The organism is Pseudomonas sp. IAC-BECa141, assembly GCF_020544405.1.
GTDB lineage: Bacteria > Pseudomonadota > Gammaproteobacteria > Pseudomonadales > Pseudomonadaceae > Aquipseudomonas.
In genome coordinates, this window is record NZ_CP065410.1 from 4,227,431 (window position 1) to 4,240,983 (window position 13,553).

A 13,553-nucleotide genomic window follows, 5' to 3' on the forward strand; every position below is an offset into this window, starting at 1 on the left:
GGCTCATGGCTCAGGGTCTGAAACCCTGAGCCAACAGCCACCCGCGAACGGCTCGCCCCTGCTCGAGCGTCAACCCCGCCAGCACCTGATCCGCCGGCTCATCGCGCAAGCGCCGCACCAGCGGAGCCAGCTCTACGCCTTGCACATGCCAGATCCCCAGCGGCTGATCCGCCGTAATCACCACCTCGGCCTCATCGACAAACCCGTCACGCAGCACCGGCATCCGCTCGATCCGCAACGCGGAAAAATCCACTGCAGCATGGGCCACTTCGGCGTCGGGCCATTGCCGCCGCGCCTGCCAGAACGGTCGATCCAGCCAGCGCTGTTCATCGGCATAAAAGTCCCGGCCAATTCGCGCAAATCGCAAGAACAATTGCTCGACTCGCTGACGGTGAAAACGCTGGGCCAGTGCCGTCCGTTCAGGTTTGCGCAACAACGTGTTGATCACCACCGGCGCCTGCAACGCCGAGGACAGAGACTGAAAAATCCCATTGCCTGACAGCGGGTCCACCGCCATCGCGGCATCGCCAACGCGAATCCAGTTATCGCCACAAACCTGCGCCGCCAGAATCGCCGTGCTGCTGCGGGCATGCAGTTGCAACGCCGATTCCTGCCCGCCGGCAAAGAACGCTTGAGCAAAATCCGAGGCCTGCCGTCGCGCGCGGCAGTGATCGAGCAACTGCGCCTTGCTCGGCAACGCGGCACTGGCTACGTCCACGGTCCATTGCCAATAACACTGGCCGTCGTCCTGCCGCGCCATCCACGCCCAACCGTCTTCAAGGCTTTCCACGGCACTGGCCGTCACCCCCGGCGCGCCTTGCCAGCGATTGAGCAGGCTGACCGTCTCCGGCCCGCGCAGCCCCTTGCCAGACGCCGGCGCCTGTCGGCCCCGGGCTTCTACCAGAAAATCCGCCGTTAGCGTCCGACCGCCATCAAGTTCAACCCGATGACCGTCCGCCGAAGGCTGAACATTCAGGACTCGCCCTTCAATCACCTCGACCCCGGCCATCCGCAAGCTTTCCCGCAAACCGCGATCAAAGGTCGGGCGATCCAACAAAAACTCGATGTTCTGCGCATGCTGTTGGCCGTTCCATGAAACCTGTCGCTGGGACGGCAACGTGGCATCCGCCAGCGCGTGATTCAACCCGGCACCGCGCAACGCCTCCAGTACCCGTTGCGACACACCTTCGAGCGCCGCAAACCGGCGCCATTCGCTGATCAGCGTCACGGCGTAACCCAGCCGTCGCAGCCCCAACGCCACCGCCGCACCGGCCGGCCCGGCACCGAGAATCAGGATCGCAGTCATGGACCGAAACGCCGTTCAGCGCCGCGATAACCAGCGTGCCGTTTCAGCCAGTCGATCACTTCGGCATTGCTCGCCTGCGGATGCTCCAGCAGATAGCCAGCAATATGCCCGCTCAACGCTGCACACCCCAGACTGGCCCCCGACTGTCCCGGATAAGTGCCGCGTACACACGCCGCAAAATCCGCCTGCGCACTGTCGAGCCATGACCATTGCTCATCCGTGCAACGCGCGTCGCCAGTTACCCGGAGCACCTGCGGATAACTCGCCGGAAACACCGCCGCCCCCTGCGCCGGGCTCGACGCACACAGCAACACACCGCGGGCCACCGCCGCTGCGCAGGCCTCGCGCAACAGGCTGCGATCCTGGCGTAAACCCAGGCTCAGATTGATCTGCCGCACGTTCTGCGTCACCAGCCAATCGATGGCCGCAGAAATCTGCAAGGCACTGGTGACGCCGCGCTGATCGAACACCTGAGCCACGCAGATTCGCGCCGCCGGTGCCCGACGGCTGATCGCCTCGATCACCGCGCTGCCATGCCCGAGTGGATCATCGCGCAACTCCGATTCCGCCAGTCCGTCCTCCAGCAATGAGAATCGCCGCCCGGCAATCACCTGAACCCGTTGCGCTGCCGAGTGCCCGCTATCGACCACACCGATTCGCAACTCAGGCTTCATGCAGCACCGTTTTCGAAATGAGCACACCGTCGAGCAATTCAAAGCGCAGGTCGGCATCGGCCAGGGTCGACGGACGATGGCTGATCAGAATCCGCGTGCGCCCGGCAAACAAGCGGTCGATGGCTTCGATCACCTCGCGTTCAGTGGTTTCGTCGACTGCCGAGGTGGCTTCGTCCAGCACCAGAATCAGCGGATCCTGCAACAGCGCCCGGGCAATCGCGATGCGCTGTTTCTGCCCGCCGGACAACTGCTGACCGCGCTCGCCCAACGGGCTGTCGAGGCCTTCGGGCAATGACGCGATCAGGCTGTCGAGTTGCGCCAGCCGTGCGACTTCGGCGATGGCTTCGCGGCTGGCGTCCGGCACCGCGTAAGCCAGGTTGTCGGCGAGGCTGCCGCGAAACAGCACGATGTCCTGACTGACCACGGCGATGCGTCGACGCAGTTCGAACAGCTCCAGTTCACGCAGATCCACTTCGCCGAGCAGCACTCGTCCGGATTGCGGATCGTGATGCCGTTGCAGCAGATCGATCAGCGTCGATTTGCCGACGCCGGAGGCGCCACTCAAGGCGACTTTCAAACCGTAGGGAATCGTCGCCTCGATGCCACTCAACGTGGTTGGACGGCCCGGATGGCTGAAGTGCACCGCATCGAAACGCAGCGCCCCCGAAGTCGGAAACGGTTTCGGCGTGACCGGTGAAAACACCGTGGGTTCTTCGCCGCGCAACTCCATGACCCGACCGAGGCTGACGGTCATGCGCTGGATCGCCACGTACAGTCCCAACAGGCTCTGCACCGGTCCGACCGCCATCCCCAGATAGGTGGAAAACGCAATCAGCGCGCCGAGTTGCCAAGTACCCTGCACCACCCAATAACCACCGATCAAAAACGCGCAGGCACGGGACAGCGAGGTCAACGTGCCGGGCACGGCCTGGGTGAAAAATTCGGTGACTTGCAGGCGCAGCAACTGATTCATATAGCCCTGCCCGAGGTTTTCCAGGCGCCGCGCTTCACGCTGCTGCTGGCCGGCGGACTGGATGAATTTCATCACCGGCAGGGTCTCGACCATAAATGACGACATGTCTGCCGAACGCTCACGCAACTGCCGCACATCACGCTCGACCTTGCGCCGCATCCAGCGCAGCCACAGCACGTCGAGCGGAATCAGCACCAGCGCCAGCAGCGACAGTTTCCACGACAGGGTGAACAGCATCGCGATCGCCACCACCAGGCCGATCACACTGGATACCGCCGAGAACAACGAGTCCACGGCGAAGCGTTGAATCTCCGCCACATCGCCGTCGAGCCGCGACATCAAATCACCGATCCGCCGCTGGCCGTAGAAGCTCGGCGACAGCTTCTGCAAATGCCGGTAAAGGTCATCGCGCAGGGCAAACAGAATCCGCCCGGACAGCCGCGTGTGCAGATAGCGGTTGATCCCTGATAACGCCGTGCCGAGCAGGCCGGCGATGATCATCAGCACCGCGATCATGACCAGCATCGGAAAGTTGCGCGCCAGCAAGCCGTCGTCGATCAGCAGTTTGACCAGCCACGGCTGCACCAGCACCAGCAGCGACGCGCACACCGACAGTCCGAGCAGTCCGACAATCGCAAGCCGCTGCGGCCGCACAAACCCATACAACCAACGCAACGCCGCTTGCAGCGCGGCGGGGTTGTGGCTGTCGATCAGCCGCACGAACAGGCGCTGCATCACGGGCGCAACTGTTTGAGTTTGCGGTACAGGGTCGCGCGGCTGATGCCCAGAGCGTTGGCCGCAGCCGAGACATTGCCCTGATGGGTGTCGAGGGACTGGCGGATCATCTCCAGTTCGTTCTCGCGAATGCTGCCGGTCTGGGGTTTCTCGGTGGCGCAGAGTTCGTCGAGCATGCTGTCGGGCAGGTGATCGAGGGTCAGCAGCGTTTCCCCCGGCTCGCGCATCGCCAGCGCGGTACGCAGCACCATTTCCAGTTGGCGGATGTTGCCCGGCCAGTGATACGCGCCGAGCAGGCGATTGAGGTCGTCGTGCAGCACGGCGTTCGGTGCGTCGAGCTTGCTCAGCAGCCGAGTGACCAGCGCGCTGAAGTCATCGCGCTCGCGCAGGGCCGGAAGCATCACGCTGATGCCGTTGACCCGGTAGAACAGGTCTTCGCGAAACTGTTTGTCCTCGACCTGACGCTTGAGGTCGCGGTGGGTGGCGCAGATCAGCGCGACGTCGATATCCTGCTCTTCCCCGGCCCCCAGCGGCGCGACTTTGCGATCCTGCAGAACGCGCAGCAAACGCGCCTGCAGGGCCAGCGGCATGTCGCCGATCTCATCGAGGAACAGTGTGCCGCCGTGGGCCTGTTGCAGGCGCCCGATCATGCCGCCCCGACGCGATCCGGTGAAGGCACCTTCGCGATAGCCGAACAGTTCCGACTCGATCAGGCCTTCGGGAATTGCTGCGCAGTTCACGGCCACAAACGGTTTGTCGCTGCGGCTGCCGGCCAGGTGCAGGGCGCGGGCGATCACTTCCTTACCGGTGCCGGTCTCACCAAGCAGCAACACCGGCAATTCATTGGCCAGACCTTGGCGGGCCATGCGCAGGGCACGGGCATAACGGACGTTGTTGCCGGCCAGTGCTTCCAGATCGGGTTGCGCCTTGGCGGTTTTCGCCACGCTGCGCGGCGGGCCGCCGAGGTTGACCGAACGCGCCGGGGCTCGCAGGGTCTTGTAGAAAAATTCGCCCTTGGCGGTCTGCACACTGCCGACACCGCCCTGTTGCAGACGGGTCAGCAACTGCACGCCATCGACCCCGAGAAATTCCTCGCAGCGCTTGCCGACCAGTGCCGAACGCTCGGCCCGCAGCAACTGGCAGGCCTGGGCGCTGACCGCCAGAATCTGCCCGCCGAGACTGACTGCCAGCAGGCCTTGCCACGGCGATTCCAGATACTGCCGGCGACTGTGGAAGGCGAGGACGATCTGATCGGGAAAGCTGTTGTTGAACACCCGGCTCTCGATCTGGCTGACCGCCATGCTCAGCAGCGCGGTGCTGTCGTGAACGCGGCCGAGGGGGCCTTCGCGGGTCAGGTCGAGGACGCCAAGAATTTCGCCCTGAGGGCAATGGATCGGCACCGAGGTGCAGGAAAAATCGGTGAGACGGTCGAGGTAATGTTCGCCGCAATCGATCAGGGTGGGGCGCGCCTCGACCAGCGCCGTGCCGAGGGCGTTGGTGCCACGAGCGGCTTCGCTCCAGCAGGCGCCGAGGGTGATGTCCTGCAGACCGCTGCCCTTGAGCCGGTCGGCCCGTCCCTCGACGGCGAGGATAGTGGCGTCGGAATTGGCGAGGATGATCAGGCCTTCCTTGCCCTGACGTTCGGCCAGGTAATCGATGGCCGGTATCGCCGCATCGATCAGCAGGCGATTGCTCGCCAGCAATACATCGAGACTGGCGCTCGATTCCAGCGCCAGCTCATGCTTGCCATTGAAATGCACGCCGTGGCTCAGGCTGCGCCGCCACGAAGCATCGATCTCCGCACGCAACACGCCATCCGGGACTTGCCCTTCGAGATGGAGTTTTTCCCGGGCCAGCCGGGCTTCGTGGTGAGACTTGGGATCGGTTGTTTTTATAAGAGTCATCAAGCGCTCCGGAGCGGTCCGCTTTGCGCTTCTTTATATCAGCGCCCTGACGCCAATGTTTACGTTAACGTCAGGGCGATGGCAAGCACCGCAGGGCGCTAGTGTTCCAGCAGGCGGACCGGCTCAATATTCTTCGCGAGCAAGCTCGCTCCCACAGGGACTGGCATTGAACACAAATACTGAATTCAAATCGGTCATCTGTGGGAGCGAGCTTGCTCGCGAAAGCAATTGATCAATCAACTCGACTATCAGGGTTGCCAGACCTCGGCATTCACGAAAAATGCCCGGGCATTGTCTTCGAGACTTTCCAGGTGATAACCGCCCTCCTGCACGATCAGGCATGGCAGGCCCAGGCTGCGGATTCGCTCACCCAATGCTGCAAAGCCTTCACGGGTGACGGCGACTTTGCTTTGCGGGTCCAGCTCATAGATATCGAAGCCGAGCGACAGCACCAGCACCTCGGCGCCGAACTCCCGCACCGCCGTCAATGCGACTTCAAGTTGGCCAAGAAAATCCGCTTCGCTTGATCCATGAGCCATCGGCAGGTTGAGGTTAAAACCCGCTCCTGCGCCGCTGCCGCGTTCGTCGGCGAACCCGGCGACGCCCGGATAGAAGTTGGTCGGATCGCCATGCACCGAGACGTAAAGGACGTCATCGCGGTCGTAGAAAATTTCCTGGATGCCTTGGCCGTGGTGCATGTCGGTGTCGAGCACGGCGACTTTATCGAACTTGTCGCGCAACACCTGCGCCGCCACCGCCGCGTTGTTCACGTAGCAAAAACCGCCCGCTGCTTCGGCCCGGGCGTGATGCCCCGGCGGACGGCACAGCGCATAAGCCGCCGGCTCGCCATCGATCAATGCCTGAGCCCCCGCCACTGCGCTTTGCGCCGACCAGTAGGCCGAGCGCCAGGTCTGTTCGCCGACCGGGCAACTGCCGTCCGCCAGATAGCGCGCCGCCTGGGCGAGGATGCCGCGCAGTGCGTTGGGCTCACGGACGAAAATGTTCGACATCACCTCATCGCCCCAGTCTTCGGGGATTTCCTTCCAGCGTGCATGGGCTTCCTGAAGAAAGGTCAAATACGGCGCACCGTGTACCGCCAGCAACGGCGCAAGGCCTGCATCGGCAGGTTGCTCGACACTGAATCCCAGACCGTGGGCGGCCTGCACCAGGCGCTGCGCACGCTCGGGGACTTCCTGCGGCGTACGCATCTGCCCGCGCGAGTAATAGCTGCGTGGATGGTGGAGCAATTGTTCGGGGTGGAAAAAACTGCGCATGGTTCAGGCTCCCTGTTCGATTCGTCCGGCGCGGGCCAGCACGGCGTTGAGCAATACATCAGTGCCCTGCTTCACGTCTTCGGGCAACACATCTTCGGCTTCGTTGTGGCTCAGGCCACCCACGCACGGGATGAACACCATTGCCGTCGGGCAGTAACGCGCCAGGTGAATCGCGTCATGCCCGGCGCCGCTGACAATCGACTGCTGAGCGTAGCCCAGCGCATCCACCGCCTCCTGCACCGCCGCGACGCATTCGGCGTCGAATGGCGTGGCCGGGCTGATCCAATGCGGGGTAATCGTCAGGTTCAGGCCTCGGCCATCGGCAATCGCCTGCAAGCGGGCGCGGACTTGTTGCTCCATGGCAGCAATCGCTTCGTCACGGTGATGACGCAGATCGACGGTGAAATTCACCAGCCCCGGAATGGTGTTGCGCGAGGACTTGTTGATGCTCAACTCGCCGACCGTGGTCAGGCCCTCCGGCGCAAAATCCGTGGCCAGACCTTCGATTGCCTGGATCATCCGCGCAACACCGTACAACGCATCTTTGCGCAACGGCATTGGCGTGGTGCCGGCGTGGGCGGCCATGCCCTCCACGCACACATCGAGCCAGCGGATCGCCTGACCGCCCGTGACCACGCCGATGCTTTTGGCGTTGTCTTCAAGGATCGGACCTTGCTCGATGTGCGCCTCAAAATACGCATCCACCGCGCCGCCCAACGGACGCTCACCGGCGTAACCGGTACGCTGCAAAGCCTCGGCAACGCTGATGCCATCGATATCGCGCACCGCCAGCGCAGCGTTCAGATCCATGATCCCGGTGAACACTGCCGAGCCGAACATGGCCGGGGTGAAACGCGCACCTTCTTCGTTGGTCCACACCGCCACTTCCAGCGGTTTGCGGGTCTGGATATTCAGGTCGTTGAGGCAACGCACCACTTCCAGCCCGGCGAGCACGCCGTAGACGCCATCGAAACGTCCGCCTTCGGGCTGGGTGTCGAGGTGGCTGCCCATCATCACCGGCGCGGCGTCCGGATCGGTGCCGGCGCGTCGGGCGAACAAGTTGCCGATGGCATCCACACTCAAGGTCATGCCGGCTTCGCGGCACCAGTGGGCGAACAGTTCGCGGCCGGCCTTGTCTTCATCGCTCAACGCCAGACGGCAGCTGCCGCCTCGGGCTGTCGCACCGATTTCGGCCATGGCCATCAGGCTCGCCCACAGGCGTTCGCCATTGATTTTCAACATAAGGTTCTCCTGAAATTCCGGGTCAGGCACGGGCCATTTCCGCGCGATGGGCACTGGCGTGACGACGGGCGAGAGACAGCACGCAGACCAGCGAAATACCGGCGATCAGGCTGTAGAACACCGCCATCGGCCACCATTGCCCGATGAACTTGTGCGCGAGCATCGTGCCGATCAGCGGCGTCAGACCACCGGCCACCGCGCCGCAGATCTGATAGGCCAGCGAGATTGCGGTGTAGCGCACGCGGGTCTCGAACATGCCGCTGACGTACCCGGCGATCACCGCGTAGAACGACGCCATGCACACCACCGCCAGCGCGATGCCGAAGATGATCAGCGGCGCCTGGGCCGAACTGACGAGCACGAACATCGGATACGGCGAGGCCATCGCCAGCAGCGAAACCAGGCACAGGAAACGCGTCGCGCCGATCTTCTGCGCCGTCCATGCGGCCAGCGGCTGAATGCAGAACTGGATGATCGCGACGAAGAACAGGCATTCGAGAATCAGCGAACGTGGCAGCGCCAGTTGCTGAGTGGTGTAGGCGATCATGAAGGTATTGGTGAAATACACCCCGGCAATGCCCAGCGTGTTGGCGCCGATGCACAGTAACAGTGGGCGCCACGCGGTACGCAGGACTTCCATCACCGGTGCCTGCTCTTTCTTGATTTGCTTGCTGGCCTGCTCGCGGCTGGCGAGGAATTCCGGCGACTCGTTCACGCCCAGGCGAATCGCCAGGCCTACCAGCAGCAACAGCGCACTGGCGAGGAACGGCAGACGCCAGCCCCAGCTCATCAGGTCTGCTTCGGGCAAGCGGGTCACCGCGCTGAAGGCCAGCAGCGACAGAATCAAACCCGCCGGGCTGCCCAGTTGCGCGAACGACGCGAAGAAGTTGCGCCGGCCCTTCGGCGCATGCTCGCCGGCCATCAACACCGCCCCGCCCCACTCGCCGCCGACGGCGATGCCCTGGACGATGCGCAGCAGAATCAGCAGCACCGGCGCCGTCACGCCAATCTGCGCGTAAGTCGGCAACAGACCGATGCACACCGTGACCACGCCCATCATCAGCAGCGTGATGATCAGCGATTTCTTGCGGCCAATGCGGTCGCCGATGTGGCCGAAAATGATCCCGCCCAATGGTCGGGCAAAGAAGCCCACGGCGAAGGTTCCGAACGCGGCCATGGTGCTGAACAGCGGATCGTCGGAGGGAAAGAACAGCGCGCCGAACACCAGTGCGGCGGCGGTGGCGTAAATGTAAAAGTCGTACCACTCGATCATGGTGCCGATGAAGGCTGCGGCCGCCGCACGGCGCGGCTGGTTCGAAGCGTGGGGCTTCATGGGGTCGGGCTCCTTTGATTGTTTTTTTGGCAGGAGGAAAACGCTGATTCCAGGGCACTCTGGCGGTGCCTGTCGTGGGGTGATTTATCGTCCCGGGGCTATGATTAGTCAATTTTCTATTTATTATTCCGATTATTACCTCACCTTATAATCGAGAACCGCCATGGCCGAACGCGACGTACAACGCCTGCTTAACGACCGCTTGGACTGGAATCTTTTGCGCACCTTCCGGGTGATCGGCCAGGAGCTGAGCATCAGCCGCGCCGCCGCGCGCCTGCACTTGACCCAACCGGCGGTGAGCCAGGCGCTCAAGCGCCTGGAGGAGCAACTGGGTCGCCAGTTGATCGCCCGGCGCGGCCCGCGATTTGCCCTCACTGAAGTCGGCGAGCAGATCTTCGAACTGGCCGGCGAGATCTACGGGCAGATGTCCCAGGTCAGCAGCCTGCTGGAACAACCGGCCGATGAAGTGATCGGCAAGGTTCGACTGCTGATAATCAGCCGGATCTTTTCCGAGCGCTTCGATGACTTCCTCGCTGACTTTCATCGGCAGTATCCACGGGTAGATCTGGAGGTGGATGTGATGCGCAGTTCGGACATCGTCAGTGCCCTTCAGGAGAAAACCGCGACCCTCGGCCTGAGCCTTAATCGCCGCCCGCAACCGCGACTGGAACAGCGTCTGTTCCTGCGTCAGCGTTATGCATTTTTCTGCGGCAAACACCACGCGCTGTTCGGCCGAAAGGACATCGGTGAAGGCGATTTGCAGCGGGAAAATTTCGTCAGTTTCACCAGTGACCAAATTGGCGGGATGCTTTCGCCGCTGACGATTTTCCGCGATCAACAGGGCTTCAGCGGACGAATCGTTGCTTCATCGCCGAGCCTGGAAGAAGTGCGGCGACTGGTGATCGCCGGGTTCGGAATCGGTTGTTTGCCGGAGCACGTGGTAGCAGCAGACGTCGAGGCCGGATTGCTCTGGCGCCTGCCGCCGCACGAGGGGATTGCCGATGTCGACATTCATCTGTTGTGGAACCGCGACCAGCGCATGAGCCGCGCCGAGACGCTGTTCATCGAGCGATTGCAGGCCTGTCTGGCGGATCAGTAACCGAGCAGTCGATCCACGCGGTTGAGCAGCGGTTCACCGGAATTCAGACGGCGGAAGTTCTCGGCGATCTGTTCGGCGATGCAGTCATGAGACGCCGCCGAAGCCATGTGCGGGGTGATGGTCACGCCCGGGGTTTTCCACAATGGATGGTCAGCGGGCAGCGGTTCCTGTTCGAAGACATCGAGCAGCGCACCGCGCAGTTTTCCACGGGCCAGCACCTGTTGCAGATCGTCGATGTTCAGGTGCCCGCCGCGCCCGACGTTGACCAGTGCCGCGCCGTTGGCCAGACGCTCGAAGGTCTGGCGATTGAGAATGCCGCGCGTCTCGTGGGTGAGTGGCAACAGGTTGATCAGCAACTCCACGCCGTCGAGAAATGAATTGAAAGCTTCAGTGCCGTCGAAGGTCTGCACGCCCGATAAGTCCTTTTTGCTGCGCGCCCAGCCACGCACCTCGTATCCGGCGCTGGCCAGGTCTTGGGCAATCGCGCTGCCGAGCGAACCGAGCCCCATCACGCCGATTCGGAACTGATGGGCCGGGCGTTGCAGCGGTCGTTCCCAATGCTGTTGGCGCTGCTGCTCAAGGACTTGATCGAAGCCGCGATGATAGTGAATCACCGCCCAGCGCACGTACTCGGTCATGCCCTGGCGGTGACCAGGATCGACCACCCGGCATACCGGCAGATCGGGGCACGAGGGATCGTGCTCCAGGTGATCGATACCGGCTGCAACCGAGTGAATCACTTGCAGGTTGGGTAACGCGGCAAGACTGCCCGGCAGTGGAAACCAGCACGCCGCGATCTGCGCATTCACCGCGCGGGGATCATCGGCCAGCACCGCCGAGAGCTGCGGCGCACGGCGGGCAAAGGCTTCCTGCAATTGCTTGAGCAACAGCGAGTCGCGGGACATCAGTGCAACGGTGTTCATGACAGATAGGACTCGCGCTGGGATTCGATCAGGGTCAAGGCGGCCTCCCAGGCCAGGTCGATGATGTTGTCCTGTTCATCGCGGTCGAACTGTTCGGCGGTGTGGGCACAGACTTCCGGCGACGGGAAATGCAGCTCGCAACCGCCGGCAAGCGCCTGTACTTGCGCCTGGCAGGCACGCTCCAGAAAGTGGATTTCCTGAAATGCCTGGGCTACGCCGGATCCGCCGACCAGCAAGCCGTGATTGCGCAGGATCATCGCGCGATGTGGGCCGAGGTCGGCGATCAACCGCTCACGTTCATCCAGCGACAGCGCGATGCCTTCGTAGGTGTGATACGCCAGTTTTCCGTAGAACTTCAATGCATGCTGACTGATCGGCAGCAGGCCTTGTTTCTGCGCAGCGACGGCCATGCCGGCGGCGGTGTGGGTGTGGATCACGCAGTTCAGATCCGGGCGCGCCATGTGGATCGCCGAGTGGATCACGAACCCGGCGGCGTTGACCCGATGCCCGGCGTATTCAGGGTCGACGATGCGCCCGTCCTGATCGATGCGCACCAGATCGGAAGCGCGCATGCGGTCAAAGATCACGCCGTAGCGATTGATCAGGAAATGATGCTCCGGCCCCGGAATCCGCAGGGTGATGTGCGTGTCGATCAGGTCGGTCATGCGAAAGTGCGCAATCAAGCGGTACAGCGCAGCGAGCTCGCAACGGGCTTGCCATTCGATCGGGTCAATGTGGGCGGGTTTACTCACGAATACACCTCTTTGTTGGTATGAAGGACGACCGGGTTGGCCCGCAGACGAGCGAGGCCACAGACACCGATCAGCGACAGGGCCGACAGCAGCGTGAAGAACACCGCCAATGGCAGCCACTGCCCGGAAAACTTGCTGGCCAACAGCGTGCCGATCAGCGGCGTGGTACCGCCAGCGACCGCGCAGCTCAGTTGATAAGCGATGGAGATGCCCGAATAGCGCAGGTGCACCGGGAAGGCCTGGGTCATGTACCCGGCGATCACCGCGTACAGGGCTGAGAGGATCACCACCGCGACGGCGATGCCGAGGGTCATCAACAGGATGTTCTGAGTGCCGACCAGCAGGAACATCGGGTACGGCGTGACCATGCACAGCAGCGCCACCAACATCAGGAATCGCCCTTCGCCGATGCGCTCGGCGAGCAGCGCCGACAACGGTTGCGAGAGCAATTGAATGATCGTCACCAGGAACAGGCAGTCGAGAATGGTCGAGCGCGGAATGCCCTGATATTGGGTGACGTAGGTGATCATGAAGGTGTTGGTGAAGAAGAATCCTGCCGAGCCGATGGTGACGGCGGCGGCCGCGAACAGGATCTGCCGCCAGCACTGGCGGATCACGTCTTTCACCGGGTATTTGGCGGTTTCGTTGTTGTCCCTGGCCTTGGCGAATTCCGGCGATTCATGCACCCCGGAGCGGATCATCAGACCGACCATCATCAACATGCCGCTGGCCAGAAACGGCAGACGCCAGCCCCAGGCGAGAAAGTCTTCCGGCGACAGCGACGTCACCAGTCGGAACGCGATCAACGCCAGCAGCAAGCCTGCCGGGCTGCCGAGCTGGGCGAACGAGGCATAGAAGGTTTTGCGTTTGGCCGGAGCGTGCTCACTGGCCATCAACACCGCTCCGCCCCACTCGCCGCCGACGGAGATGCCCTGAATCAGACGAAGAACAATCAGACCGATGGGCGCCCAGATGCCAACGCTGGCGTAGCTCGGCAACAGACCGATTCCGGCGGTGGCCAGCCCCATCAGCGCCATCGTGACCAGCAGCATTTTCTTGCGGCCCAGACGATCGCCCAAATGACCGAACACCATACCGGCCATCGGCCGGGCGATGAAGCCAACAGCGAAACTGCCGAACGCGGCGAGCGTGCTGGTCACCGGGTCGCTGCTGGGAAAGAACACTTGCCCGAGCACCAGCGCGGCGGCGGTGGCGTAGATATAGAAATCGTAGAATTCGATGGTCGTGCCAATGAAGGCAGCGGCCGCGGCGCGACGCGGCTGAGCGGTGGAGTGCATGCAAGAACCCTGTGTATTTATAGTTTTAGGCAGGTGTCGA

General features: G+C 62.8%; 11 protein-coding genes. 1 reads left to right on the top strand and 10 read right to left on the bottom strand.

The window, feature by feature from the left end:
- Positions 1 to 10: 10 nt before the first annotated feature.
- From I5961_RS19275 to I5961_RS19305, 7 genes are all read right to left on the bottom strand, one after another.
- The gene (locus I5961_RS19275; RefSeq protein WP_085704532.1) at positions 11 to 1,306 is read right to left on the bottom strand and encodes an FAD-dependent monooxygenase; all 1,296 of its coding nucleotides are present in this window, start codon (positions 1,304 to 1,306) and stop codon (positions 11 to 13) included.
- Positions 1,303 to 1,980, bottom strand: a complete 678-nt coding sequence (locus I5961_RS19280; protein WP_227233072.1) for a S8 family serine peptidase — start codon at positions 1,978 to 1,980, stop codon at positions 1,303 to 1,305. The genes I5961_RS19275 and I5961_RS19280 overlap by 4 nt, the downstream gene beginning before the upstream one ends.
- Positions 1,970 to 3,688 (bottom strand): ABC transporter ATP-binding protein, encoded by a 1,719-nt coding sequence (locus I5961_RS19285; RefSeq protein ID WP_227233073.1) that lies wholly within the window; start codon positions 3,686 to 3,688, stop codon positions 1,970 to 1,972. Before I5961_RS19285 ends, I5961_RS19280 begins: the two co-directional genes overlap by 11 nt.
- A complete protein-coding gene (locus I5961_RS19290; RefSeq protein WP_227233074.1) occupies positions 3,688 to 5,592 on the bottom strand; it encodes a sigma-54-dependent Fis family transcriptional regulator in 1,905 nt (634 codons plus the stop codon). The genes I5961_RS19285 and I5961_RS19290 overlap by 1 nt, the downstream gene beginning before the upstream one ends.
- Positions 5,593 to 5,840: 248 nt before the next feature.
- Entirely contained in the window at positions 5,841 to 6,866 is a 1,026-nt protein-coding gene (locus I5961_RS19295) for a histone deacetylase family protein (RefSeq protein WP_227233076.1), read from the bottom strand.
- Between the two features lie 3 nt (positions 6,867 to 6,869).
- Positions 6,870 to 8,108, bottom strand: a complete 1,239-nt coding sequence (locus I5961_RS19300) for a Zn-dependent hydrolase (RefSeq protein ID WP_227233077.1) — start codon at positions 8,106 to 8,108, stop codon at positions 6,870 to 6,872.
- Between the two features lie 22 nt (positions 8,109 to 8,130).
- Positions 8,131 to 9,441 (bottom strand): MFS transporter, encoded by a 1,311-nt coding sequence (locus I5961_RS19305; RefSeq protein ID WP_227233079.1) that lies wholly within the window; start codon positions 9,439 to 9,441, stop codon positions 8,131 to 8,133.
- 163 nt (positions 9,442 to 9,604) lie between these two features.
- Between I5961_RS19305 and I5961_RS19310 the strand changes: the two genes are divergently transcribed.
- Entirely contained in the window at positions 9,605 to 10,540 is a 936-nt protein-coding gene (locus I5961_RS19310; RefSeq protein WP_085704518.1) for a LysR family transcriptional regulator, read from the top strand.
- On the opposite strand, the gene I5961_RS19315 is transcribed toward I5961_RS19310, so the two are convergent.
- The 3 genes from I5961_RS19315 to I5961_RS19325 are packed head-to-tail and all read right to left on the bottom strand — an operon-like array spanning position 10,534 to position 13,513.
- Positions 10,534 to 11,463 carry a 2-hydroxyacid dehydrogenase gene (locus I5961_RS19315; protein WP_227233080.1) on the bottom strand — a complete coding sequence of 310 codons (930 nt, stop codon included), beginning with the start codon at positions 11,461 to 11,463 and terminating at the stop codon, positions 10,534 to 10,536. The two genes, I5961_RS19310 and I5961_RS19315, sit on opposite strands and share 7 nt — an antisense overlap.
- The gene (locus tag I5961_RS19320; RefSeq protein ID WP_011335215.1) at positions 11,460 to 12,215 is read right to left on the bottom strand and encodes a class II aldolase/adducin family protein; all 756 of its coding nucleotides are present in this window, start codon (positions 12,213 to 12,215) and stop codon (positions 11,460 to 11,462) included. Before I5961_RS19320 ends, I5961_RS19315 begins: the two co-directional genes overlap by 4 nt.
- Positions 12,212 to 13,513, bottom strand: a complete 1,302-nt coding sequence (locus I5961_RS19325; protein WP_227233082.1) for an MFS transporter — start codon at positions 13,511 to 13,513, stop codon at positions 12,212 to 12,214. Before I5961_RS19325 ends, I5961_RS19320 begins: the two co-directional genes overlap by 4 nt.
- Between the last annotated feature and the right edge of the window lie 40 nt (positions 13,514 to 13,553).